The 23,895-nt window shown below is 64.6% G+C and carries 22 protein-coding genes; 4 read left to right on the top strand and 18 right to left on the bottom strand.

Annotation, left to right across the window (positions count from 1 at the left end):
• Window positions 1-26 precede the first annotated feature (26 nt).
• The 6 genes from IHE39_RS01025 to IHE39_RS01000 form a co-directional block, all read right to left on the bottom strand.
• Complete coding sequence (locus IHE39_RS01025; RefSeq protein ID WP_192565222.1) at window positions 27-686, bottom strand: flavin reductase family protein; 660 nt, start codon at window positions 684-686, stop codon at window positions 27-29.
• 10 nt (window positions 687-696) lie between these two features.
• Window positions 697-1,776 carry an ABC transporter ATP-binding protein gene (locus tag IHE39_RS01020; protein WP_192565221.1) on the bottom strand — a complete coding sequence of 360 codons (1,080 nt, stop codon included), beginning with the start codon at window positions 1,774-1,776 and terminating at the stop codon, window positions 697-699.
• The gene (locus tag IHE39_RS01015; protein WP_192565220.1) at window positions 1,773-2,741 is read right to left on the bottom strand and encodes an ABC transporter ATP-binding protein; all 969 of its coding nucleotides are present in this window, start codon (window positions 2,739-2,741) and stop codon (window positions 1,773-1,775) included. Before IHE39_RS01015 ends, IHE39_RS01020 begins: the two co-directional genes overlap by 4 nt.
• Before the next feature lie 4 nt (window positions 2,742-2,745).
• Complete coding sequence (locus tag IHE39_RS01010) at window positions 2,746-3,681, bottom strand: ABC transporter permease (RefSeq protein ID WP_184769492.1); 936 nt, start codon at window positions 3,679-3,681, stop codon at window positions 2,746-2,748.
• A 9-nt stretch (window positions 3,682-3,690) separates the two neighbouring features.
• Window positions 3,691-4,683 carry an ABC transporter permease gene (locus IHE39_RS01005; protein ID WP_192565219.1) on the bottom strand — a complete coding sequence of 331 codons (993 nt, stop codon included), beginning with the start codon at window positions 4,681-4,683 and terminating at the stop codon, window positions 3,691-3,693.
• Window positions 4,684-4,778: 95 nt separating this feature from the next.
• Window positions 4,779-6,350, bottom strand: coding sequence for an ABC transporter substrate-binding protein (locus IHE39_RS01000; protein WP_184769494.1), 1,572 nt, complete (start codon window positions 6,348-6,350; stop codon window positions 4,779-4,781).
• Window positions 6,351-6,545: 195 nt separating this feature from the next.
• Between IHE39_RS01000 and IHE39_RS00995 the strand changes: the two genes are divergently transcribed.
• Together IHE39_RS00995 and IHE39_RS00990 are read left to right on the top strand one after the other, a co-directional pair.
• Window positions 6,546-7,235, top strand: a complete 690-nt coding sequence (locus IHE39_RS00995) for a GntR family transcriptional regulator (RefSeq protein ID WP_192565218.1) — start codon at window positions 6,546-6,548, stop codon at window positions 7,233-7,235.
• Between the two features lie 66 nt (window positions 7,236-7,301).
• Window positions 7,302-8,744, top strand: a complete 1,443-nt coding sequence (locus IHE39_RS00990; RefSeq protein ID WP_192565217.1) for an amidohydrolase family protein — start codon at window positions 7,302-7,304, stop codon at window positions 8,742-8,744.
• Window positions 8,745-8,746: 2 nt separating this feature from the next.
• Here IHE39_RS00990 and IHE39_RS00985 read toward each other — a convergent pair whose 3' ends face one another.
• The 5 genes from IHE39_RS00985 to IHE39_RS00965 form a co-directional block, all read right to left on the bottom strand.
• Window positions 8,747-9,361: a 2'-5' RNA ligase family protein gene (locus IHE39_RS00985; RefSeq protein WP_192565216.1), complete on the bottom strand. Its 615-nt coding sequence runs from the start codon at window positions 9,359-9,361 to the stop codon at window positions 8,747-8,749.
• 305 nt (window positions 9,362-9,666) lie between these two features.
• Entirely contained in the window at window positions 9,667-10,248 is a 582-nt protein-coding gene (locus IHE39_RS00980) for an NUDIX domain-containing protein (RefSeq protein ID WP_192565215.1), read from the bottom strand.
• A 106-nt stretch (window positions 10,249-10,354) separates the two neighbouring features.
• Window positions 10,355-10,825, bottom strand: coding sequence for a GNAT family N-acetyltransferase (locus IHE39_RS00975; protein ID WP_434781271.1), 471 nt, complete (start codon window positions 10,823-10,825; stop codon window positions 10,355-10,357).
• A 252-nt stretch (window positions 10,826-11,077) separates the two neighbouring features.
• Entirely contained in the window at window positions 11,078-12,091 is a 1,014-nt protein-coding gene (locus IHE39_RS00970) for an amino acid ABC transporter substrate-binding protein (protein ID WP_192565213.1), read from the bottom strand.
• A 118-nt stretch (window positions 12,092-12,209) separates the two neighbouring features.
• Window positions 12,210-15,266, bottom strand: coding sequence for an aminotransferase class III-fold pyridoxal phosphate-dependent enzyme (locus IHE39_RS00965; RefSeq protein ID WP_192565212.1), 3,057 nt, complete (start codon window positions 15,264-15,266; stop codon window positions 12,210-12,212).
• Window positions 15,267-15,396: 130 nt separating this feature from the next.
• On the opposite strand from IHE39_RS00965, the gene IHE39_RS00960 reads away from it, so the two are divergent.
• Together IHE39_RS00960 and IHE39_RS00955 are read left to right on the top strand one after the other, a co-directional pair.
• Window positions 15,397-15,834, top strand: coding sequence for an Lrp/AsnC family transcriptional regulator (locus IHE39_RS00960; protein WP_184769502.1), 438 nt, complete (start codon window positions 15,397-15,399; stop codon window positions 15,832-15,834).
• A 98-nt stretch (window positions 15,835-15,932) separates the two neighbouring features.
• Complete coding sequence (locus IHE39_RS00955) at window positions 15,933-16,430, top strand: peptide deformylase (protein WP_343070043.1); 498 nt, start codon at window positions 15,933-15,935, stop codon at window positions 16,428-16,430.
• 72 nt (window positions 16,431-16,502) lie between these two features.
• Here the strand turns inward: IHE39_RS00955 and IHE39_RS00950 are convergent, their stop codons facing one another.
• The 7 genes from IHE39_RS00950 to IHE39_RS00920 are packed head-to-tail and all read right to left on the bottom strand — an operon-like array spanning window position 16,503 to window position 23,891.
• A complete protein-coding gene (locus IHE39_RS00950) occupies window positions 16,503-17,951 on the bottom strand; it encodes a M81 family metallopeptidase (RefSeq protein WP_192565210.1) in 1,449 nt (482 codons plus the stop codon).
• Window positions 17,952-17,974: 23 nt separating this feature from the next.
• Window positions 17,975-18,883, bottom strand: a complete 909-nt coding sequence (locus IHE39_RS31040) for a GTP-binding protein (protein ID WP_192565209.1) — start codon at window positions 18,881-18,883, stop codon at window positions 17,975-17,977.
• Window positions 18,880-20,373: an amidohydrolase family protein gene (locus tag IHE39_RS00940; protein WP_192565208.1), complete on the bottom strand. Its 1,494-nt coding sequence runs from the start codon at window positions 20,371-20,373 to the stop codon at window positions 18,880-18,882. The genes IHE39_RS31040 and IHE39_RS00940 overlap by 4 nt, the downstream gene beginning before the upstream one ends.
• A complete protein-coding gene (locus IHE39_RS30500; RefSeq protein ID WP_184769507.1) occupies window positions 20,366-21,187 on the bottom strand; it encodes an ATP-binding cassette domain-containing protein in 822 nt (273 codons plus the stop codon). Before IHE39_RS30500 ends, IHE39_RS00940 begins: the two co-directional genes overlap by 8 nt.
• Window positions 21,180-22,010: an ABC transporter ATP-binding protein gene (locus IHE39_RS30495; RefSeq protein WP_192565207.1), complete on the bottom strand. Its 831-nt coding sequence runs from the start codon at window positions 22,008-22,010 to the stop codon at window positions 21,180-21,182. The genes IHE39_RS30500 and IHE39_RS30495 overlap by 8 nt, the downstream gene beginning before the upstream one ends.
• A gap of 2 nt (window positions 22,011-22,012) precedes the next feature.
• Window positions 22,013-22,909, bottom strand: a complete 897-nt coding sequence (locus IHE39_RS00925; RefSeq protein WP_192565206.1) for an ABC transporter permease — start codon at window positions 22,907-22,909, stop codon at window positions 22,013-22,015.
• Complete coding sequence (locus tag IHE39_RS00920; protein WP_192565205.1) at window positions 22,902-23,891, bottom strand: ABC transporter permease; 990 nt, start codon at window positions 23,889-23,891, stop codon at window positions 22,902-22,904. The genes IHE39_RS00925 and IHE39_RS00920 overlap by 8 nt, the downstream gene beginning before the upstream one ends.
• Window positions 23,892-23,895 lie beyond the last annotated feature (4 nt).

Raw genomic sequence — 23,895 nt, 5'->3', positions numbered from 1 at the left:
CGCGGGCGTCCGGCGCCTTGTCTGGGTCAGCCGGCGACCTTCTGTGGCTTCACGGCATAGCCGGCCGCTTCCTCGTGATGGAGAAGCTCGGCCGGGCGCTTGAGCACGAACTGGTCGGCAGCGACGATGTAGTTGTCGGCATGCAGCCGCGCGATCGGCTGGTAGACTTCCGGCCGGACATAGCGGCCACGCTCGTCGAGGCATTCGTCGCGGACATACATCTGCACGACCTCGCCGATGACGATGGTGCGGCGGCCGTAGTCGAGAATCTGCGACACCTTGCACTCCATGGCGCAGGGCGATTCCTCGATGCGGGGGGCCGTGACCTTGACCGAGGGCGTGCTGGTCAGGCCGGCGAACTCGATCTCGTCGACGTCGCTGGGGAAGTTGATGCCGGTGACGATCATCTCGTTGGCGATCCCCATGTCGACCATGTGGACGACAAACTCGCCGGAGCGGCGGATGTTGGCGACGGTATCCTTGGCGGTGCCGTCGGGACGGGTCTGCATGCCCAGGATGAGCAGCGGCGGTTCGTGTGAAAAGACGTTGAAGAAGCTCATCGGCGCGGCATTGTTGCAGCCGTGCTCGTCGATGGTGGTGACGAGCGCTATGGGCCGCGGCCCGACGAAGCTGCATAGCAGCCGGTAGCGGTCGTTTTCGGGCAGCTCGGCGAAATCGAAATCCATTTCTTCTCCCTCAGACCGCAGCCCGCAGCGACTGCGCGGCACTTGCCTGCACCGTGATCGGCTCGTTTGCACGCCCTTCCTCGACCGCATGGCAAGAGGCGCTGACGCCACCATCATACACGCGAAGCACCGGCGCCTCACGCCGGCAACGCTCATTGGCGAGCGCGCAGCGCGGACGGAAGTGGCAGCCCGGCGGTGGGTTGATCGGGTTGGGCACCTCGCCGGCGGCCGGCTGGCGGTCGCGCTTCGACATTTCCAGGTCGGGGATCGTGTCGAGCAGCAGTCTTGTATAGGGATGTTGCGGGTTGGCGAACAGCTCGGCTGCGGGCGAAACCTCGACGAGGCGACCGAGATACATGACGCCGATCCAGTCCGACATGAAGTTCACCACCGCCAGATCATGGCTGATGAACAGGTAGGTCAGGCCGAGCTCGCGCTGCATCTCGCGCATCAGGTTGAGGATCTGCGCCTGGACCGAGACGTCAAGCGCCGAGGTCGGCTCGTCGCAAACCAGGAACTCCGGCTTGGTGGAAATCGCGCGGGCGATCGAGATGCGCTGGCGCTGGCCGCCGGAAAATTCGTGCGGAAACTTGTCGCCGTCCTTGGCGTTGAGACCGACGAATTCGAGCAGGCGGTCGACCTCGCGACGCTGCTCCTGGCGCGAGGCGCACATGCCATAGGTGCGCAGCGGTTCGGCGATGATGTCGGCGACGCGCCAGCGCGGATTGAGGCTGGCATAGGGATCCTGGAAGATCATCTGCATGCGGCGCCTGATATCAGCCGGCTGGCCGGCCGGGGCGCGCGAGATGTCGGCGCCATCAAACAGGATGGAGCCGCCTGAGGGACTGGACAGGCCCATGATCAGGCGGGCAACCGTCGATTTGCCGCAACCGGATTCGCCAACGAGGCTGAGCGTCTGGCCGCGCGGTATGTCGAGGTCGAGACCGTCAACGGCCTTGACCGTCTGCTGCTCGCCACCTTCGAGCAGGCGGTTGAGGAAGGGCTTCGACATGGCGAAGTGCTTCTTGAGGCCCTTGACCTGAAGCAGCGGAGCTTCGCGGCTCTTGAGCTTGATCGGTGCGGCGTTCATTGCGTCACCCCTTCATAGAGCAGGCAGGCGGCAGCACCGTCGGCGACCGGGCGCAGTTCGGGCCTGATGCGGTGGCATTCGGCAAAGACCTTGGGGCAGCGCGGGTTGAAGGCGCAGCCGCTGGGGATGTCGGTCAGACGTGGCATCGAGCCTTCGATCTGGATCAGCCGCTTGGGCCGTGGCCCGACGCGCGGGATCGAGCCCATCAGGCCGGCCGTGTAGGGATGGCTCGGCTTCTGCAGCACGTGCGCCACAGGGCCGATCTCGGCGAGGCGCCCGGCATACATCACCGCGACCCGGTCGGCGGTTTCTGCGATGACGCCCATGTCGTGAGTGACGAGGATCGCGGCCGCATTGCGCTCGCGGCAGACCCGCTTGAGCAGCGCGATGATCTGCGCCTGCACCGAGACGTCGAGTGCTGTCGTCGGCTCGTCAGCGATGATCAGTCTCGGCTCGGCGCACAATGCCAAGGCGATGACCACGCGCTGGCGCATACCGCCCGAGAACTGGTGCGGATACTGGTCGAAGCGCCGGTCGGGTGCGGGGATGCCGACTTCGGCGAGCCAGCCGATGGCGCGCTTCTTGGCGTCCGCCGCCGACATCGGCAGATGCGTGCGGATCGTCTCGACAAGCTGCTCGCCGACGGTGAACAGCGGGTTGAGGCTGGTCAGCGGGTCCTGGAAGATCGCGCCGATGTGGCGGCCGCGGATCTTGCGCATCTCGTCGGGCGACAGGTTGTCGATGCGCTTGCCGTCGAGACGGATCTGGCCGCCGCCGATGCGGCCGGGCGGCTCGAGCAGGCCGATGACGGCAGCACCGGTCATCGACTTGCCGGCGCCGGATTCGCCGACCACGCCGAGGATTTCGCCCTGTTCAACGTTGAACGAGACATTGTCGACGGCGGTGAGAACGCCCTTGCGGGTGGGGAACTCGACTTTCAGGTTTTCGACTTCGAGCAGGGCCATGGCCTTACCTCAGCTTCGGATTGAGGGCGTCGCGCAGCCAGTCGCCGATCAGGTTGACGGCGAGGACCAGCACGGCGAGCGTTGCCGACGGGAAGATGACGACCCACCAGATGCCGGAGAACAGGTACTCGTTGCCGACGCGGATGAGCGTGCCGAGCGAGGGCTGGGTCGCCGGCATGCCGACACCGAGGAAGGACAGCGTCGCTTCCGTCAGCACCGCCATGCCGAGATTGATGGTGGCGATGACCAGCACCGGGCCGAGTACGTTGGGCAGGATGTGGGTGAGCATGATGCGCAGCCGGCCGACACCGATGGTGCGGGCTGCCTGGACGTATTCGCGCTGGCGCTCGACCAGCGTCGAGCCGCGCACGGTGCGGGCATATTGCACCCAGTTGGTGAGCCCGATGGCCAGCACGAGAACGAGGATGGCCGCGCTCTCGTGCTGGTTGGCGGGGAGGATGCCACGCATGACACCGTTGATGAGCAGCGCAACCAGGATCGCCGGGAAGCTCAGCAGGACGTCGGCGACCCGCATGATGACGGCGTCGACGATACCGCCGACGAAGCCGCCGACCAGGCCGAGGAAGACGCCGAGCACGGCAGCGAGGATGACCGAGGCGAAGCCGACGAAGAGCGAGATGCGCAGGCCGTAGAGGATCGACGACAGCACGTCTCGCGCCTGGGTGTCGGTGCCGAGCCAGTAGGCCGAGTTGGAACCTTCCATCCAGGCCGGCGGTAATTCGCTGTCGAGCAGGTTGAGATGAGCGATGTCGAACGGGTCGAAGGGCGCGATGACAGGCGCGAAGATCGCCCCGAAAAACAGCAGCGCAAGCGCGGCAGCGGCGATGACCGTCGTTTTCGAACGGCGGAACGAGTAGAACAGGTCGCTGTCGGCGAAGCTGCGCAGACGCCCGGCAAAGGAAGTGTCACTCATGGTCATGGGTTCCCGTCAGGCGCCCTTCCCGGATGCCCGGGTCGGATCGGTGCGAAGGCGCGGATCGATGACGTTGTAGAGAAGGTCGACGCTGGTGTTGATGATGACGAAGATCAGCGAGACCATGACGAGATAGGCCGCCATGACCGGCACGTCGGTGAAGTTGACGGCCTGGATGAACAACGCGCCCATGCCTGGCCACTGGAACACCGTCTCGGTGATGATGGCGAAGGCGATGAGGCCGCCGAGCTGAAGCCCGAAGATGGTGACGACGGGGATCAGCGTGTTCTTGAGCGCATGGCGGAAATGGATGGCGCGGTTCTTGAGGCCGCGTGCCTTGGCGAACTTGATGTAGTCGGCGCGCAGCACCTCCAGCATCTCGGCGCGGACCAGCCGCATGATCAGCGTCAGCTGGAACAGGCAAAGCATGAAGGATGGCAGGATCAGCGCCTTGAGGCCGGAGGCGGTGAGGAAACCGGTCGACCACCAGCCGATGTCGATGACGTCGCCACGGCCGAAGGACGGCAGCCAGCCGAGCCAGACCGAGAAGACGAGGATGAGCAGGATGCCGGTGACGAAGGTAGGCAGCGAAATGCCGATCAGCGACATGATCTGCAGCCCCTGGCTGAGCACCCCTCGCGGCTTCAGCGCGGTGTAGATGCCGAGCGGAATGCCGAGCACCAGCGACAGCAGGGCGGCGACCAGAACCAGTTCGGCGGTGGCCGGGAGGCGTTCGGCGAGCAGTGCGCTGACCGGACGGCTGTTGCGATAGGAAACGCCGAAGTCGCCCTTGGCGGCATTGATGACGAAACGGCCGTACTGGATGGCCATCGGATCATCGAGGCCCAGGCGCTGACGCACCTCTTCGCGCTGCTGCTGGGTCGCATCCTGGGAGACGATGTTGTTCACCGGATCGCCGAGATAGCGGAACATCAGGAAGGCGATGAACGCCACGGCGAGCATGACCATAACGGCCTGCAGCAGACGGCGGACGAGGAATACGAACATCGTCGCAACTCCCTTGGAGGTGGGCCCGCTTCGTTGCGGCGGGCTTGCCGGTAGCGAAAGGCCCCTGCCCTAGGCGGACAGGGACCCGGTTCGAGTTACTTGACGTTGACGTACCAGAGGCGGAGCAGATCGTCGGCGGTCTGGACGACCTCGACATTGTCACGCACCGCCCAGGACAGCGGCTGCTGGTGCAGCGGCAGCCAGGCGACTTCCTGCTCGGTGATGGCGAAGGCTTCGACCATCATTTCGCGGCGCTTGGTTTCGTCGAGCTCGACGTCGATCTTCTTGACCAGCTCGTCGACCTTGGCGTTCGTGTAGCCGCCGGGGTTCCAGGTGCCGAGCTTCTCTTCGGGCGAGTGCAGCATGGCCGACAGCACAGAGAAACCATCGAGCATCGGCAGCGTCGCCCAACCGATCATGAACATGTCGGTCTGGCCTTCCTGCGCCTTCTTGAAGTGCAGCGTGCGGGCCTCGGTGACCAGCTTGGCGTTGAGGCCGACCTGGGCCAGCATCGCCGTCATCGCCTGGCAGACTTCCTCGTCGTTGACGTAGGCATCGTTGGGACAGTTCATGTTGAACTGGAAGCCGTCGGGATAACCGGCCTCGGTCAGCAGCGCCTTGGCGGCAGCCGGATCGTAGGGGAAACGCTCGTTGAGCTTGGCGTCGAAGCCAGGCACCTCAGGCGCGATCTGCATGCCGGAGACGCGCGACTTGCCGCGCATGATCTTGTCGCGGACCAGATCCATGTTGATGGCCTGGTAGACCGCCTTGCGGACACGCGCGTCCTTGAACGGATTGCCCTCGACATTGCCGTCGACGAGCTTGTCGCGCATGTTGAAGTTCATCATGATCGTGCGCAGGCCCGGGTTCTCCAGCACCTTGGTGCCCGGATTGGCGGCGATGCGCTTGGCATCCTGCAGCGGCGACGGGGTGATGATGTCGACCTCGCCCGATAGAAGTGCCGCGACGCGGGTGGCGTCGGAGGCGATCGGGGTGAAGATGATCTTGGTCAGGTTGTGCTGCGGCTTGTCCCACCAGCCTTCATTGGCGACCAGCACGGTCTGGGCGTCGGGGCGGCGGCTTTCGAGCTTGAACGGACCGGTGCCGTTGGCGTGGGTCGAGGTGTAGCCTTCCTGGCCGAGCTCGGCATTGATCGGCTTGACCGCGTTGTTGTTCTCCAGCCAGCCGGCGTCGAAGACGGCAATGTTGGTGAGGTAGTTGTTGAGCAGCGGCGTCGGGCCGGCAAGGTGCAGGTCGACGGTGTAGTCGTCGATCTTCTCGACCGATTTCAGCGCCGGCAGGTTGCCCTTGATCGGCGAGTTTTCGTCGACGGCGCGCATCAGCGACATGACGACGTCGTCGGCACCGAAATCGGCACCGTCATGGAACTTGACGCCCTGGCGCAGCTTGAAGCGGACGACGTCGGGCTTGACGACTTCCCAGGACAGGGCCAGCGCCGGCTCGATCTTCAGCTCCTTGTTGTAGCGGACGAGCGGCTCGTAGATGTGGGACAGGAAATTGTTCGAGAAGCTGTCGGTCATCGAATCCGGGTCGAGCCCGTAAATGTCGCCGGCAGCGGCGTAGCGCAGTTCGGCGGCACTCGCATTGCCCATCAGGCCAAGCTGGACCAAGGCCGCGGCGGTGGCCGCGAGCAGGAACTTCCTCATGTAACTCCTCCCGTTTCAGAACAGTGGACCCGCGCCTTCATATTGCAGGGCGCCTCTAGGCTCCATCCACTTCACGCTGACATCGTATCCAATTATTGTCAACAATCATTGTCGACAAATTTGTTGACTTATAGGCGAATTGAGATTCAATAGGGTTGAGGGCTGGATGTCTGGGCCCACTGGGAGGAGGGCTGCATGGACATTGAGGCCGGCAATCGACACGCGACCGATCAGGAAATCTACGAAAAGATCTGGAATGCCATCGCGGAGCGCCAGGTCGGTCCGGGAACACGGCTCAAGGAAGAGCAGCTCTCCGATATCTTTTCCGCCAGCCGGGCACGCATTCGGCAGGTTCTTCAGAACTTGGCGCGAGACGGCCTGATCACATTGGTTCCAAATCGTGGCGCTTTTGTATCCAAACCGTCGATCGAAGAAGCCCGTGACGTCTTCTTCGCCCGCCGCACCATCGAGGAGCGCCTTGTCGAGCGGCTATGCGCGACGATCGACCCGGACGGCATCGCCAGGCTTGGCGAACATGTCGACCAGGAGCGCAGGGCGCACCTCAGCGGTGACGTCGCCGGCGCCATCCGCCTGTCGGGCTCCTTCCACATGCTGATCGCCGAGCTGGCGCGGTCGCAGATCCTCGCCTCGCTGCTGCGCGACCTGGTTTCTCGTACGTCGCTTATCATGGCGATGTACCAGCAGAAGGAAATCCAGAGCTGCGGCCCCGACGAACATGCGGCGATCGTCCAGAGCATCACCGCGCGCGACGCCAAGAAGGCGCTGGCCGTGATGCACCACCACCTCGCCCACATCGAAAACCAGCTCGACCTCGAAAGCGACCGCGTGGTCGCACGTGACCTGGAAGACATATTGGGGCTCTAGTGCCCCATCAAAGCGTGATCCACGGCTTCGGGGTCATGCCCGGACGACATTTGGAAGGCAGACGCCATGGCAGACATCCTCGTTCGCAACGTGACAGCGATTACCGTCGACCCGAAACGGCGGGTGATCGAGCGCGCCTGGATAGCGATCAGCGGTGACCGCATCAGCGCCATCGGCAACGAAGGCGACGCCGAACCGACCGGTGCCAGGGAGATCATCGACGGTACCGGCATGGTGGCGATGCCGGGTCTGATCGACAGCCACTCGCATGCCGGCCACGGGCTGGTGCGCAATGCGGGCGCCGGCGTCGACACCTGGTTCGAGGCCTGCGAAGAGATTTATGCGCGCGGTTCGACGCCGGCCTTCTGGCGCGCCGAAGCGCGCATGACCCAGCTCGAAAGGCTGCGCGGCGGCATCACCACTGGTATGACGCTGCTCGGTGGCGGCGCCGACATCTACCGCACCGACGATCCGACCTTCGGCGACGCGCACAGCGGAGCGACGGCCGAATCCGGCCTGCGCACCTTCATGGCGGTGGGACCGGGCCGGCCGCCCTTCCCCAAAACCTATCGCCAGTTTTCGGAGACCGGACAGTCCAGGGACGTGACCGTGTCGTTCGAGCGCCAGCTCGAAGTCAGCGAGACCCTGATCGACCGCTGGAACGACCTGCTTAACCGCGGCACCGGCGTGTGCCTGGTCATGCCGGTCTACTACGCCACGCAGGTGGCCGATGCCGACGCCCGCCAGCAGGTCGTTGCGATGGGCGAAGCGGTGATGGATTTGCGCCGTCGCAAGAACGTGCTGTTCACCCAGGACGGCCACCGCGACGGTTCGATCGCGCTGGCGCGCGATCTTGGTGTCCTCGGTGAGTTCGCGCTTCTGGGTCACAGCGTCGACCTCACCGAGGAAGATTTTGCCGCGCTCAAGGAGACGGGCGCGTCGATCATCCATAATCCGAGCGCCATCATGTCGGTCTATGGCCGCTGCCCGGTACCGGAGCTGATCGAGGCCGGCATCAATGTCTGCCTCGGCTCGGACGCCGCAGCACCCGACCGCGGCTATGACATGTTCCGCCACATGGCGCAGTGCATGCACTACCACCGCCGCCACTTCCGCGACCCGGCCTATCTGCCGCCCGGCAAGACCATCGAGATGGCGACGATCGATGCCGCCCGAGCACTCGGACTGGAAAGCGAACTCGGGTCACTGGAAACGGGCAAGAAGGCCGACATCGTTCTTGTCGACATGCGCAAGCCGCATCTCTATCCTCCGGTGATGCCGGTGACGCGCATCGCCCATTTCGCCAACGCCGCCGACGTCGACACCGTCATCGTCAACGGCAAAGTGCTGATGCGTGGACGCAAGACCGATCATCTTGACGCTGACGACATCCTGGCAGACGCCGCCGAACAGGCAGCGCTTGCCTTCGAGCGCGTCGGGCTGACACATCTGCTGGAAGAGCCGCAGGAATTCTGGCGCAACGCGCGCCAGCCGCTGCCGGCAAGCTGAGATCAGCCAAGCAGAGGCCAGCGGCCGATCCGCAGACGCAGACGGCCGCCGTTTGTGCTGTGCTCCAGACTGAACTCCCGCATACTGGAAATGATCGGCCGGTCGAGACTGACTTCCGGGACAAGCCTGTCGTCCCGGAGCACCGTGCAATGAGGCACGAAACCAGAGCGAAGACGAACTCCGAAGCCGAAACCATTCAGGGCCTTGGCAATCCTATTCACCAGTTCGACCACTTTGTTGGCGCCCTCACCGCACAGCATCACCAACGGTTTCGGCCGTCCGTTGCGGAAACTGACGATGCGGTCGAACGCAAGGTCGAAAGCCGGCGACCTTACCTGCGACGCCGCGGCCGCAGCATCCCCAATCAGCTGCAGCGTCACGCCCTCATAGCTGCCGATCGACAGCAGCGAGACATGCCGTTGGTCCGCATCATAGGGCTTTGCCGTCAGACCGTAGGCACGGCGGGTACGACACACTGCCGACGCAATTGGTACGTCCTGCCCCGGATACAATCGGAACATTAGCATGTCAGGCTTTCCTACGGGCGTGCGCCCTCGAGACGGCGGCCGCGTGCCAAGCGAAGTCGTTCCAAAATCGAACCGCAGCTGTTCCGACATGCGCTTCTCTCGATATTGAACAAAGCAAGAACATATTAAGCTTGCGTTCTCATGCGTGCAATACCGCCAGTACAGGGCGAACGATTTCGCTATCGTGGGAGCAGCACCTGGGCACGGAAGGCGGGAATGGCTTGAGCTTTCCTTCTCGACAGCTGTCTCGGACGGGCTGTCGGCGCGGATGAGCGTACGGCTTGCAGGAGCCACGACTACTCTCGGGGCGAACTGGGAAACCTGGGCGCGTCGGCGTGTACAGGAGCGGGCGCCAGACCGCCCGCAGCCCCCAAAGCCCTACCTCTCCTCTCGGCTCAGCGCAGCAGGTGCAGTGCTGCGTACTGCAGCAGCATGATGGTCTTGGCGTCGCAGATGCGGCCGTCGGCGACCATGGCCAGCGCTTCGTCGATGTCGACTTCGAGCACTTCGATGTCCTCGCCCTCGCCTTCATGGCCGCCGCCTTCGGAGATGCGGTCGCCGGGTTCGTAGCGGCCGACGAAGAAATAGATCCGCTCGGTGACGGCACCGGGGCTCATGAAAGCTTCGAAGACACGGCGCACGTCACGGACGCGGAATCCGGTCTCCTCCTCGGTTTCGGCCCTGATGCGCTCTTCGGGGCTGGCATTGTCGAGCAGGCCGGCCGGCGTTTCGATGAGAAAATCGTCGTAGCCGCTGACGAAAGCCGGGTAGCGGAACTGCTTGACGAGCACGACGGTGCGGCGCGCGGGATCATAGAGCAGGATGGTGGCGCCGTTGCCGCGATCGTAGGTCTCGCGGCTCTGGACCTGCCATTCGCCATCATTGCGACGGTATTCGAATACCGTCTTCTTCAGCAAGTACCGGTCATCGGACAGGACTGTGACATCCTTGACGCGGACGCGGTCGGCAATGCTCATCAACGCACCTTCTGCTGCGGCCCGACAGGAAACGTCGGGAATCTTTGCGGTGCAGCATAGTCGGGGCCGCGCCAAGGCGCGACCCCGTCCCGGCATTGACCAGCGTTCAGGCGGTAATCGCCTGCCAGCAGATCAGCTGGCCGTCCTCTTCGTCGACGCGTTCGCCGGTTTGGACAAAGCCGTTGCGTTCGAGAACGCGCTGCGACGCGATATTGTCAACGCCGGTTTCGGCCGACACCAGCTGGACACGCGGATCGGCACGGGCCCATGCGAGCAGGTCAGCGATGGCGCGCGTGGTAGCACCCCTGCCCTGCCGGCTCGGCGCGACGCCATAGCCGATGTGGATCTCGCCGTCGCTGGATGGCCTCACGACCGAGCAGAGCCCGACAAGCTCACCGTCCTCGACGATCAGCCACGCCGCGGGCGCGAACATGGCACGGATGTTGCCGGCGAGATCGGCCAGCATGCGCAGCACGTCGGGCGACGCAATGGCGCTATCGGCGACGGGGCGCAGGTTTCGGGGCGCAGTGCCTTCCAGCAGCGCGTCAAAATCATGGGCAGTTGCTTCGATGATCATTTTCTTCTCGACATCATGCAATGCGCCCGCGGCGGGCGCGCATAGGCCGAGCGATAGATGAGGGGGTGCCTAGGTGCCAGGAGCAAACGCCCTCAGCGCTCTACCGCCGCAGCCGGTGAGTTTCGAGACATGAAGGGGGCAAACAAAGGCAGTCTCCCGAGATAGGCGCTGCCAGCATAGGCAGATGCGGCGCGACTTGGAAGCCCCGGCAAGAGAAGGGGGCCGCGCCAGGGCGCGACCCCCGAGATTGCTTTAGCGCACCGGCGGGGCGTACATCAGGCCGCCGGCATTCCACAGCGCGTTGATGCCGCGGTCGATCTTGAGTTCGCTCGACTGGCCGAGATTATGCTCGAAGATCTCGCCGAAATTGCCGACCTTGGAGATGATGTTGTAGCTCCAGCGCGGATCGAGGCCGAGCTGCTGGCCGCTGTCGCCTTCGGCGCCGAGGAAGCGCTTGATAGCAGGGTTTTCCGACGTCAGGCCGGCTTCGGCATTGTCCTTGGTGATGCCGAGTTCTTCAGCCTCGAGCAGCGCGAACAAGGTCCAGCGGACGATGTTGAACCACTTGTCGTCGCCCTGGCGGACGGCGGGCCCGAGCGGCTCCTTGGAGATGATCTCGGGCAGGACGACATAGCCGGCGGGATCGGTGAGCTTGAGGCGCTGCGCGTAAAGTGCGGAGGCGTCGGTGGTGTAGACATCGCAGCGGCCGCCGTCGAAGGCCTTGATGATACCGTCGGCGGAATCGATGACGACCGGCTCGTACTTCATCTTGTGGGCGCCGAAATAGTCGGCGACGTTCTGTTCGGTGGTCGTGCCCTGCTCGGTGCAGACGGTGGCGCCGTCGAGCTTGAGGGCGCTGTCGACGCCAAGCTCCTTGCGCACCATGAAGCCCTGGCCGTCATAATAGGCGGTGCCGACGAAACGGATGCCGAGGCTCGAGTCGCGTGACAGCGTCCAGGTGGTCTGGCGCGACAGCACGTCGACGCTGCCCGACTGTAACGCGGTGAAGCGCTCCTTGGTCGAGAGCGGGACGTAGCTGACTTTCTCCGGATCGCCGAGTACGGCGGCCGCGATGGCGCGGCAGAAATCGATATCGAAGCCGGACCACTTGCCGGCATCGTCGGGCGCAGAGAAGCCGGCGACGCCCTGGCTGACGCCGCAGGTCACCTTGTCGCGCTGCTTGACGATGTCGAACGTGTCGGCCGCAGCCGGCATGGCGATGGCTGCCGAGCCGAGCAGAAGCGCCGTAGCGCAGATTTTCCTCATGACTTCCTCCCTGGTGTTTCGAGGCAAAGCCTCTTTCTGCCGCCGGCGCATGGACGCCGGAAGTTGGTGAATTCCACTGTCGTTAATTCCCTCCGCGCGAGGTCGTCGCGCGGGTCTGCTACGCGCCTTCGGCTGATGCCGCGGCGAAGGTCTCCTCAAGCACGCCAACCAGATGATCGGCATCGGCCCGGCTGAAGATCATCGGCGGACGCATCTTGAGCACATTGTCGTGCGGTCCCTCGGTGCCGATCAGAACGCCGCGCGCCCTGGCGCCGTCATTGACCTTGCGGGCGAATGCTGTTGCCGGCGCCTTGGTCTTGCGGTCGCTGACGAGCTCGATGCCGAGGAACAGGCCTTGGCCCCTGACATCGCCAATGACCTCATAGCGCGCCTGCATCTCCCTGAAGCGGGTGACGAGGTAAGCGCCGATCTCGGCGGCGTTGTCGCGCAAGCCGTCGCGCTCGATGACGTCGAGCACGGCCAGGCCGGCAGCACATGACACCGGATTGCCACCGAAGGTATTGAAATACTCCATGCCGTTGTTGAAGCGGTCGGCGATCTCGCGCGTGGTGACCAGCGCCGACATGGGGTGGCCGTTGCCGATGGGCTTGCCCATCGTGACGATGTCGGGGACGACGCCCTGCGTTTCGAAAGCCCACCAGTGGCTGCCGACGCGGCCGAAGCCGACCTGAACCTCGTCGGCGATGCAGAAGCCGCCAGCGGCGCGCACCATGGCGTAGACTTCTTTCAAGTAGCCCTCAGGGAGAAAGACCTGGCCGGCGACACTGGGGATGGATTCGGCGATGAAGAAGGCCGGCGCGCGGCCCGCCTTGCGCATCGCCTCGATCTGCTCGGCGATACTTTCGGCGAAACGCCAGGCATGCTCCTCGACGGGCCAGTCGGCCGGCGCGCGGTAGCTGTCGGGGATGGCGGCCTCGAAGACATGGGCCGGCCTGCCCTTACCGCCCTTGCGCTTATATTTGTAGGGGCTGAGATCGATCAGCTCCTGGGTGGTGCCGTGATAGGCCCAGTCGAGCACCAACGCGTCGTTGCTACCGGTCAATGTGCGCGACATGCGCAGCGCGAGCGAATTGGCCTCGCTGCCGGAGCAAGCGAAGGAGGCGACCGAAAGGCCCTCCGGCAAGGTCGCCGTCAGCCGTTCGGCGTAGGTGACGATGGCATCGTGCAGGTAGCGCGTGTTGGTGTTGAGTTTCGCCGCCTGGCGGGCAATGGCCTCGACGATGTCGGGGTGGGCGTGGCCGAGGTGGCAGACATTGTTGAAGCAGTCGAGATAAGCGCGGCCGCGGTCGTCGATTAGCCAGGCACCCTCGCCGCGGACGAACTTGATCGGCTCGGAATAGGAGATCGACAGGTTGGGCAGCAGCGACGCCTTGCGTGCGGCGACGATCTCGGGACGTGTGCGGCCGGTCTGGACGAAGGTCTCGGGCGGGATGCCGGCAAGCGTCGCCGCATCCGGGAATAGCTCGCGCCAGACATCAAGATAGCGCGCCTCGCCGACGCCGAGGATGTCGCGGGCGGCAAGTTCGGGGTCTGCCGAGATCTGGAAATGCAAATGCGGGGCCCAGCCGCCGTTTTCGGCGGGTGCGCCCATTTCACCGACGAGCGCGCCGGCTTCGAGTCTCTCGCCCGGCTGCAAGCGCGCCATCGCCTCATGCGCCATGTGGCCCCAGAGCGTGACAAAAGGCGGGCAGTCCTCGGGCTCGTGCAGGAGCGCGATGAGGCAGCCATAGCCGAGCGGGTCCTCCTCGATCTCGACGCTTTTGACGGTTCCGGCGAGCGGGGTGAAAACCTTGGTGCCTGCCGGCATGAACAGGTCGAGGCCTAGATGGTGGACCCGGCGCGCGCCTTCGACAAAACGCGACCAGAAGATATCGGAGGTATAGACCGTGCGCGCCTCGCCCCATGGGCCGATGCCGAGCTCGATGCCGTGTTCGGCGCACCAGGCGTCCCACCAGGCGGTGGCCTTGTCGGGCTGCTGGCCGGCCGAGGTGACGGTCATCGGATGGGCCGCATCGCCATAGGGCACCAGTGCCTTGGCAAGCGTCGCCGGATGCCGCTCGAGGACAGGCGCAAAGCTCTTCCTGTTGGCCTCGATCCAGGCGGTTACAGCCCGGGCGCCTGATACCGCGTCGAAACCGCAGGCGTGGCGCAGAATGGCGGTGGCGAAGCGCCGGTTCATCGCGCCGAGACGGCGCAGCAGCCGCCAGGCCGGCGCCTCGGAGATGGCGAGATAGGGATTGTCGCCGGTCTTTTCCTTGCGCTGCGCCGACAGCGTGACCGAGATGACCAGGCGCATGGCGATGAGGTCGAACAGGACGTCGAGCTCGTCTTCGTGCAGCGGATACTCGGCGTGAAAGCCGGCGGCCAGGTTTGCAGCGGCACCGATCGGGTCCTCGACGTCGAGAATGGAGTAGGCGCAGGCGACCGCCACCTCGGCGATCAGAGGTGAATAGAGCGCGTCGCCGAAATCGATAATGCCGGCGATGCGCTCGTGGTTGTCTTCGTCGACAAGGACATTCCAGTCATTGGCGTCGTTGTGGATGACCTGGGCGCGCAAGCCGGACAGACGCGGCGCGACCGCGGCGTCGAAATGATCGAGCAGGCCGCGCAGCAGCGCACGATCCGCGACATCGGGGACATGGTGCAGGCGCTGGCGTGCCGCACCGGCCTGGCGGATGTCCCAGTCGAACGAACGCAACGCGCCGGGGTGGATGAAGCCCTGCAGCGCGCTGTCGAGCCGGCCAAGGGCACGGCCAAGGTTTTCGAGAAGTGCCGGGGTCCGCGCCGCCTGGGCCAAGGGCAGGCCGGGCAGCCACGACACCAGCCGCAGCGCGTGGCGCTCGCCGGCGGCATTTGTCGCTTCGGCCAGCGGCGTGCCGTCTTGCGAAACCTTGAGGCGGGGGGCGGCGACGCCGGGGCTGGTGCGCGCGAGATGATCGAGCAATGCCACCTGGAACGCGCTCTCGGAGGCAGGCTCGCTGGCGTTGACGACCTTGAGGATCCACTGCGAGCCGTCATCGGCCGAAAGCTTGAAGTTCTGGTCGCGCTCGCTGTCGAGGCTTGCCACGCGACCACCGACACCGAACCGGCCCGAAGCCAGCTCGGCGGCTTCGCCAAAGGAGAATGTGGGCGCGGGATGGGTCACGTCGGTCATGTTCTATCCGGAATTGCTGTCTTTGGAGCTTGGCACGGGCCGAAAAATCGGGCATCCGGCAAAGCGTCGGTTACACCGGCACTATGACTGCATGGACCGGCACTTTAACGGCACGGATCGGAACCCGGCGATGAAGGAACTCGACGCCAAGGACAGGGACATTCTGGGCATACTGTCGAAGGAGGCGCGCATACCGTTGAAGACGCTGGCCGGGCGCATCGGGCTGTCGCGAAGTGCCACCAGCGAACGCGTCGCGGCGCTGGAAAAGAGCGGCGTCATCCGCGGCTATCGCGCCGATATCGGCCAGATGGACACCAACCTGGTCTCGGCTTTCCTGATGGTGACGCTGGTGTCGACGCCGTCGATCGGCGTGCTCGACCAGCTGGCGCGCTACTCGGAGGTGCGGCGGGTGTCGTCGGTCACCGGCCAGCTCGACCTGATGGTCGAGGTCGAAGTGCCCTCGATCGACCGGTTGAACACGCTGCGCGACATCATCGCCACGCATCCCAGCGTGCAGGACCTGACGACGCTGATCGTGCTGCGCCGGGACATCGAACGGCGGGAGTAGGCCCGACGGCGCACTGCTGGCCGGGCACACGACGCTGGAAGGGCGGTGACTTTGGCTGTATGCGACCGGCAGGCTGCGACGCGAGGCGGAGAACAGGCGTGACGATCCGAGCAATCGTGAAATTTCCCGACCCGCGCCTACGGCTGGCCGCAGAGCCTGTATCCGTCTTTGACCAAGGCCTGCGCGAACTCGCGACCGACCTGCTCGACACCATGCGCGCGGCACCCGGCATCGGCATCACCGCGCCGCATGTCGGCGTCTCCAGGCGGCTCGTCGTGCTGCAGCTCGAAGGCCCAGAGAGCGCACGGGCCTATGTCAATCCACGGATCCTCTGGGCATCGGAGGAAACGATCATGCACACCGAAGGCAGTGTCTCGATGCCGGGCATGACCGACGAGATCAGGCGCCATGCGCAGGTCCGCATCGCCTACCGGGACCTCGACGGTGCCGAACGCACCGAAGAAGCGGAAGGTCTGCTCGCCGTCTGCCACCAGCACGAGATCGACCAGCTGGACGGCATCTTCTGGATCCAGCGGCTGTCGAAGCTGAAGCGGGACAGGCTGGCCAAACGCTATGAGAAATTGCAGCGGAGCTAGGAGCGCCTGGCCTTCGACTGCCAGCCGGCAACAATCGCCGGCAGCCTAAGGAGAACCGGTGTCAGTTTGAACCTATGCGGTCACCGGCCATTTCGGCAGCTTGATCCTGGTATAGGGCAGGCTGGCGAGGTTTGAGGTGACGGTGCCCTCTGTCGCGGCATAGATGACCGCCGACGCGATCTTCTCGTAGGAAGCGCGGAAGTGCTGGGTCGACTTGACCACCACGATCCGTTTCTCCGTCAAGTCGCAGCCGATGCCGGTGAACAGGTCGGTGTCGATCGCCTGCGACCGTTCGGAGGCCAAAAGCACCTGGACGCCGCCGCAGTCGACCAAAGCGCAATCGCCCATCGGCGAAGGAACGCCGCCGAGGCCGGTCATGACGAGGCTGCGCTTGAGCGCCACGACCCTGCAAGTGACGTCGACCGGATTGCCCGAGCGCGGGCCGACCTTGCCGCCGACGCGCAGCGGCAGCACGGCGCCCTCGCCCGCTTCGAAGACCAGGCGCACGGCGATCGGGTCCCACAGCGGGCCGATAACGGCGTCGGAGATGCCGCGCTCGATCATGCGGGCGAGGAAGAAGGTCGAGTCGCTGGCGGCACCGCCGCCGGCATTGTCGGCGGTGTCGGCGATGACGACCGTGCCGGCTGGTGCAACAAGGGCCTGATCGAGCGCCTCGTCGATACCGGGCATCGGTGGCACGATCTCGGCGCGCATGACGTAAAGATCGTTGGCCAGCCGTTGCGCCAGCGACTGCGCCAGGTCCTGGTTGTCGTCGGTGTAGACAACGACGCGCGTTCCCATCTCGGGCACGTCGGCCCAGGGGAAACCTTGCGCGATCGACACCGACAGCACCTTATCCTTCCGCTCCATGGCGCGGATGCCGTTGATGATCGAGAGCCCGGGTTCGGTGGTGGTGCGGATGAAGGTGACCATGCCGGTGTCGACGAGGGCCGCCGTCGGCTTGATCTGGCCGGTGGCGATGCGATGGCAGAGGTCGACAAGCTGGACGCCGCATTCATAGACGTCGGTGTGGGGGTATTCCTTGTAGGTCAGCAGGATGTCGACATTGTCGATCATCTCTGAAGTCATGTGGCAGTGCGGGTCGAGCTCGCAACCAACGACCGTATCGGGGCCGACGATCGCGCGGATGCGGGCGAGGATGTCGCCTTCGCAATCGTCATAGCCGTCGGCGACCATGGCGCCGTGTAGTGACATCAGCACCATGTCGACCGGCAGGACGGCGCGGAGATCGTCTAGCAACTGGTCGCGCAAAGTCTCATAGGCGTGGCGCGTCGTCGTACCGCCGGGTTCGGCCGATGCGCTCAGGCCTTCGAAGAGGGTCCAGCCCTCGCGGCGGCCACGTTCGCGCGCCGCCCACAGCTGGCCGCCATAAAGCGTCATGTGATCGGGATGCTGGCCGGCGGGAAAGTAGTCGCCGCCCTCGACGAAGGCGGTCAAGCCGGTCGGGATGGGCGAGAATGTATTGGTCTCGGTCGCAAGAACGGCACTGAACACACGCATGATGGGACAACTCCGCTTGCGGGTTATGAGGTAGAGATTTCGGCGAGGCCGGCATGCGCCGTCTCGCTGTCGATGACGCTGGCTTCACCGATCAAAACGAGGCGACAATCGGGTTCGAACTTCGGAAACGGGCGCAAGGTGGCGCGCCGGCCGACCAGTTGCAGCAGGAAGCTCTGTCCCGGCCGCTCGATGAAATTTACGATGCCCTTGGCGCGGATGAGCTTCGGTGCGAGGCGGTCGATAGCCGCCTGGAAGCGGTCAAGACAAACAGGGCCTTCCGATAACCATTCGATCGACGTGAAGCGCGAGGCGCCGAGCTTGGCCTGGCCTGGCTGGGCTTGAGGCCTGTCGCTGACGAGCAGTGCTTCGATCGGCATGGCTTCGCCATCGGTCTCGAAGACAAGAGTCTTATTGAGCCAGACGAGTTCGGCCCGGAGCGCCTCACCCGAGCTTTCGCTCAGCCGGGTCTTGGACAAGGCGATGAAGTCGGCGGCCTCGACCTGAGCGCGCCACAACTCGTCGCGCAAGCGGGCGGGGTTGAAAGCGACCTCATCGGCATCGACGACGGCGACAACGGCATCGAGGCGAATGTCGTGCCACAGGATCGGGTCCATCAGTGTTTCGGTGATGCCCCTGGGGTCGGCGACGCCTGATGCTTCAATGACGATGTGGTCAGGCTTGACGGCCTGGGACAGCACGAGCTTGAGCGTCCGCAGCAGGTCGCCTTGCAGCGAACAGCAGATGCAGCCGTTCTTCAGCCCGACGACGCTGTCGGCAGCGTCGGCAATCAGCTCGGCGTCGATGTTGATGGCACCGAAGTCGTTGACGATGGCACTGATGCGGCGGCCTTCGGATCGCTGCAGCAACTGGTTGATGAAGGTCGTCTTGCCAGCACCAAGAAAGCCGGTGACGACGAGGACAGGAACGCTCACGCGTCACCCCGCCTGATCGGACGTCCGGGTGCCGCCGCACTGTCGAGGACACCGTCAGTGATTACCGCCTGGCCGTTGACCAGCACGTGGCGCATGCCTTCGGCCGGCAGGTTCATTTCGGCGAAGGTGGCACGGTCGGCGATGGTGGCGAGATCGAAGACGACGATGTCGGCATCACAACCCGGCTGCAGCCGGCCCTTGCGACGGAACAGCGGTGCGCAGCTCTCGACGATCCGGGCCGGTATCACAGTGCATTTGGCGATCGCCTCGACAAGCGGGATGGCGTCGCGCTCGCGCACCCATTGGCGCAGGAAGCGGGTGAAGGTGCCAGACGAACGCGGGTGCGCCGTCTTGTCAGGTCCGAGCGGCCATTCGTCACCTTCGTAAGGCGTGCCATCGGGTTGGCTCCACGGCATCGCATCGGAGGCGATGGCACCGCCCGGATAGGTGACGGAGACGTCGAGCAGCGCGCGGTGGCGCGGATTGTCCTCGGTGTCGAGGAAGTGCCAGAGCACCAGCGCCGAGGGATCGGCCTGCCTGACCTGCTTGAGGTCGTCGATGCCGTCGAGGCGGCGATGCGTGGTGACAAGCTCGATCGCGTCGTAACCGGTACCGGTGCGGGCTGAAAACGCCGGATCGACGAAGAAGCCGGCACTGACCACTGTCGAGCCGGTGCCATAGGGATAGGCTTCGGTGGTGATCCTGAGTCCTTGCGCCTGCGCCTTGGCAATGATCGCTGCCGCGCGCTCGACGTCCTGCAGGCTTGTCGAGTTGAGGTGGCAAATGTGCATGTGCGCGCCGGTCGCACCGGCCAGCCCAATGAGGGTGACATAGGCCTCGATCGAACTCTTGGGATCAATGTTCGACATCTGCGCGATGTGGGTATAGGTCGGCGTGTCGGTCTCGGCCGCCAGATCGCAGATAAGGCTCATTTCCTTGGCGCCGGCGCCGGGCGCGTAGCCGGCGGGAATACCGATGCCGAGCGCTCCTTCGTCGATACCCTTGCGGGTCAGCGCGACGATCTCGGAGGCTTGTGCTTCGGTGGCGGCATCGGTCGACCAGCGCGGGTCGTCGAAGCCACGCCCCATGACTGATATCGGCGCTTCGCCTGGCTTAAGTTCCAGCCCGATCATCACCGCCTTGCGGGCGAAGACCCAGGCAGAGGCGGTGCCGTAGTTGAGCAGACGCGCGGTCTTTGCCTGCGCCTCATACCAGCCACCGACCGGCAAGGCGCCGACCTCGAGTTCGAGCGCGGTGGTGACGCCATCGAAGGCCTGCATGCGGTCAGCAGGCACGGACTGGCCGTGCGCATGCAGGTCGATGAAGCCGGGCGCAACGATCAGGCCGGTTGCGTCGATAACCTTGTGCGCAGGTCCAAGATTGGCACCGATGGCAGCGATCCTGTCGCCCGAAATGGCGATGTCGGCCATTTCGTCACGGCCGGTCTCGGGATCGACGACGCGCCCGCCCTTGATCACGATGTCATGCATGGACGACCCTTTCGGCGGCGCGACGCTTCTTGCCCGGGACGGCGTCGATGAGCCGGCGGGTATAGTCGGATTTTGGCGAGCGGAAAATTTCTGACGTCGGGCCGACCTCCTCCAGCACGCCCCGGTTCAACACGCCGACACGCTGGCACAGATGATCGACGACCGACAGGTCATGCGAGATGAACAGCATCGCCAGGCCTTGTTCGGTGCAGATGTTGCGCAACAGCTGCAGCACCTGCGCCTGGCTGGAGACGTCGAGCGCCGACACCGGCTCGTCGGCGATCAAGAGCTTCGGGCCCGATGCCAGAGCACGGGCGATTGCGATGCGCTGGCGCTGGCCGCCGGAAAACTGGTGCGGGAAACGGTCGAGCCAGTCCGGGTTGAGGCCGACCTGCTGCATCAGTTCGGCCGCGCGCGTCGCCAAGCCGGTGCCCTTGAGATCGGTATAGGATTTCAGCGGTTCGGCCAGGATGTCGCGCACCCGCCAGCGCGGATCGAGCGAGGCATAGGGACTCTGGAACACCATCTGGATATCGCGGCGCTTGTCGCGCAGCGCCTTGCCGCGCAGAGCGAGCCAATCGACGCCGTCGAAGCTCACAGAACCGGCGCTCGGCTCGGTCAGCCGCGCGATGATGCGGCCGATCGTCGACTTGCCCGAACCGCTTTCGCCGACGAGACCGAAGGCTTGGCCGCGCCTGATGGTGAAGCTGACGTCGTTGACGGCGGTGAGCTGGCGCGGCTTCTCAAACAGCCGGCCCGACAAGGTGAAATGGCGGACCAGCCCGCGCACTTCGAGCAAAGCGTCATCAGCCATGGCTCACCTCACCGTGCATGTGACCGGCGCCGAAGCTCGGCCGCGCGTTGAGCAATTGCAGCGTGTAGGCATGCCTGGGACGGCTCAGCACGTCGTCGACATGGCCGGCTTCGACGATAACGCCGTCCTTCATCACCACGACGTCCTCGCAGACATCGCCGACGACATCGAGGTCGTGGCTGACCAGGATCATCGCCATGCCCTGCTCGCGGCTCAGCTCCTGCATCAGATGCAGGATCTGCGCCTGTACGGTGACGTCGAGCGCGGTTGTCGGCTCATCAGCTATCAGCAGGGCCGGCTTGAGCGCGATCGCCGCGGCGATGACCACGCGCTGGCGCATGCCACCCGATAATTGATGCGGATAGGCGTCGATGCGGCGTGAGGCTTCCTGGATGCCGACACGTTCGAGCAGGTCGAGGCTCGCGGCGCGGATCGCCTTGCGCGACATGTCGGGGCGGTGGAAACGGAACACTTCGCCGATCTGGTCGCCGACGCGCATGACCGGGTTCAGCGTCGCCATCGCATCCTGGAACACCATGGCGATGCGGTTGCCGCGCAACTTGCGCCAGTCGCGGTTGGACAGGCCAAGCAGGTTGCGACCCTCGAAGGTGACCGCACCGCCCAAGGTGGCGCGCGATGCATCGGTCAACCCCATCAGCGCATAGCCGACCGAGGACTTTCCGGAGCCGCTTTCGCCGACGACGCCAAGCACCGAGCCGGGTGCCACGGAAAAGCTGACACCGTTGACCGCGCGGACCGGGCCGTGGCGGCTGGGGTAGTCGACCGTCAGGTCGCGGACTGACAACAAGGCGGAAGCCGTCATGGTCACATCCTCTCCAGCCGGGGATCGAAATAGTCGCGCAGGAAATCGCCGAACAGGTTGATGCCGACCGAGGAGATCAGCACGGCGATGCCAGGCGCAATGACGATCCATGGCTGCTCGTAGAGAAAGTCGCGGCCTTCCGAGATCATGACGCCCCAGGATGCTGTCGGCGGCTGGACGCCGAGACCGAGAAAGGACAAAGCTGCCTCGGAGATGATGACCAGCGCGATGTCGAGAGTGGCGACAACAAGCACCGCCGGCAGCACATTTGGCAGAACGTGGGTGAAAATGATGCGCATCTGCGACACGCCCATGGTGATCGCCGCATCGACATAATCGAGGGTGCGGATGCGCATGGTTTCGCTGCGTACGATGCGAGCGAAGTTGATCCACAGGGCAAAGGCCAGCGCCATGACGAGTGTGGCGAAACCAGCCCCCAGAACCGCCATGAATATCAGCGCCAGGAGCAGGAACGGAAAGGCGAGCTGGAAATCAACGATGCGCATGATGATGGTATCTACGAAGCCGCCGAAATAACCAGCCAAGGCGCCAAGCGTCGAGCCGACGACAAGGGCTATGGACACCACGATCAGCGCCACCTGGATCGAGACCTGCGCGCCCATGATGGTGCGGCTCAGTATATCACGGCCCATGTTGTCGCCGCCGAGCAGGTTGGTGGTGCTGCCGCCATCCTGCCAGACAACAGGGGCATAACGCCATTCAATGACCTGCTGGGCATGGTCGTGCGGAGCGAGGCCTGTCGCGAAGATCGCGCACAGCACGACGATGGCGATGAGGAACAGTCCGGTCAGCCCCTTGGCGCTGCGGCCGAGGGCACCGAGAAAGCGGCGCTCGCCGCTCGCCTTTGTGGCGGCAGGCACGATCACGGCCTCAGTCATTGCGCACCCTCGGGTCGATGAAGCGGTAAAGGATGTCGACGATCAGGTTCAGCGAGATGAATAGTGCCGCCGACACCAGCACCACCGCCTGGATGATCGGATAATCGCGGACCTGGATCGAATCGACGGCGAGCCGGCCGATGCCAGGCCAGGCGAACACCGTCTCGATGACGACTGTTCCCGACAGCAGTGCCCCCATCTGCAGGCCGGCAAGGGTGACGATCGGCAGCAACGCGTTGCGCAGCGCATGGCGTAGGATGATGGTGAGACGCGGCGCGCCCTTGGCGGTGGCGAAGGTTATGTAGTCCTGCTGCAGTACCTCAAGCATGGCCGAGCGGATCAGCCGCGCATTGACGGCGACGAGCACGAAGGCGAGCGAGATCGACGGGAGGATGAAATAGCGGAAGGCGTTCCAGAAGATGCCGATGTCGCGCTCGGCGACGGCGCGGCCAATGCTGGCCAACGCCGATCCACGATAGCCCGAGGCGGGTAACCAGCGCAGCTCGATCGAAAACCACAGGATCATCAGCACGGCGAGCAGGAAGCCCGGCATCGACACGCCGAGCACGGCGACGAAAGTGCCGGCATAATCGAGCCAGCTGTCGCGCTTGAGCGCTGTGACGATGCCAAGCGGGATGGCGATCGCGAAGGCGAGGATGAGCGTCCAGAAAGCGAGTTCGCCGGTCGCCGGCAGACGCTCGGCAATCAGACTGGTGACCGGAACGCCCTGGCGGATCGAGCTGCCGAGGTCGCCCTTGATGGCGCCGCCGAGATAAGCGACGAACTGCTCGGGCACGGAGCGCGTCAGCCCCATCCGCTCGCGCAGCATGTCCATATCCTGGACGCTCATACCGGGATTGCCGGCGGCAATCACGTCGACCGGATCGCCCGGCACGAGCTTGACCAGCGAGGCCACCACAAGGATGACCCCAAGCAGGATGACGGCCGCATAGAGCAGCCTCGATACGACCAGCCTCAGCATCAAT

The organism is Aminobacter carboxidus, from assembly GCF_014863355.1.
GTDB classification, from domain to species: Bacteria; Pseudomonadota; Alphaproteobacteria; order Rhizobiales; family Rhizobiaceae; genus Aminobacter; species Aminobacter carboxidus.
The sequence above is the reverse complement of the archived record's forward strand: the minus strand, read 5'-3'. Positions and strand labels throughout refer to the sequence as shown.

Bases quoted from the DNA above. Each gene is read 5' to 3' on its own strand.
- IHE39_RS01000 (WP_184769494.1), bottom strand. From the start codon at position 6,350: ATGAGGAAGTTCCTGCTCGCGGCCACCGCCGCGGCCTTGGTCCAGCTT.
- IHE39_RS01010 (WP_184769492.1), bottom strand. From the start codon at position 3,681: ATGACCATGAGTGACACTTCCTTTGCCGGGCGTCTGCGCAGCTTCGCC.
- IHE39_RS00980 (WP_192565215.1), bottom strand. From the start codon at position 10,248: ATGAGCATTGCCGACCGCGTCCGCGTCAAGGATGTCACAGTCCTGTCC.
- IHE39_RS00975 (WP_434781271.1), bottom strand. From the start codon at position 10,825: ATGATCATCGAAGCAACTGCCCATGATTTTGACGCGCTGCTGGAAGGC.
- IHE39_RS00925 (WP_192565206.1), bottom strand. From the start codon at position 22,909: ATGACTGAGGCCGTGATCGTGCCTGCCGCCACAAAGGCGAGCGGCGAG.
- IHE39_RS01005 (WP_192565219.1), bottom strand. From the start codon at position 4,683: ATGTTCGTATTCCTCGTCCGCCGTCTGCTGCAGGCCGTTATGGTCATG.
- IHE39_RS01020 (WP_192565221.1), bottom strand. From the start codon at position 1,776: ATGAACGCCGCACCGATCAAGCTCAAGAGCCGCGAAGCTCCGCTGCTT.
- IHE39_RS30500 (WP_184769507.1), bottom strand. From the start codon at position 21,187: ATGGCTGATGACGCTTTGCTCGAAGTGCGCGGGCTGGTCCGCCATTTC.
- IHE39_RS00990 (WP_192565217.1), top strand. From the start codon at position 7,302: ATGGCAGACATCCTCGTTCGCAACGTGACAGCGATTACCGTCGACCCG.
- IHE39_RS00920 (WP_192565205.1), bottom strand. From the start codon at position 23,891: ATGCTGAGGCTGGTCGTATCGAGGCTGCTCTATGCGGCCGTCATCCTG.
- IHE39_RS30495 (WP_192565207.1), bottom strand. From the start codon at position 22,010: ATGACGGCTTCCGCCTTGTTGTCAGTCCGCGACCTGACGGTCGACTAC.
- IHE39_RS01015 (WP_192565220.1), bottom strand. From the start codon at position 2,741: ATGGCCCTGCTCGAAGTCGAAAACCTGAAAGTCGAGTTCCCCACCCGC.
- IHE39_RS01025 (WP_192565222.1), bottom strand. From the start codon at position 686: ATGGATTTCGATTTCGCCGAGCTGCCCGAAAACGACCGCTACCGGCTG.
- IHE39_RS00950 (WP_192565210.1), bottom strand. From the start codon at position 17,951: ATGCGTGTGTTCAGTGCCGTTCTTGCGACCGAGACCAATACATTCTCG.
- IHE39_RS00965 (WP_192565212.1), bottom strand. From the start codon at position 15,266: ATGACCGACGTGACCCATCCCGCGCCCACATTCTCCTTTGGCGAAGCC.
- IHE39_RS00985 (WP_192565216.1), bottom strand. From the start codon at position 9,361: ATGTCGGAACAGCTGCGGTTCGATTTTGGAACGACTTCGCTTGGCACG.
- IHE39_RS00940 (WP_192565208.1), bottom strand. From the start codon at position 20,373: ATGCATGACATCGTGATCAAGGGCGGGCGCGTCGTCGATCCCGAGACC.
- IHE39_RS00995 (WP_192565218.1), top strand. From the start codon at position 6,546: ATGGACATTGAGGCCGGCAATCGACACGCGACCGATCAGGAAATCTAC.
- IHE39_RS00960 (WP_184769502.1), top strand. From the start codon at position 15,397: ATGAAGGAACTCGACGCCAAGGACAGGGACATTCTGGGCATACTGTCG.
- IHE39_RS00970 (WP_192565213.1), bottom strand. From the start codon at position 12,091: ATGAGGAAAATCTGCGCTACGGCGCTTCTGCTCGGCTCGGCAGCCATC.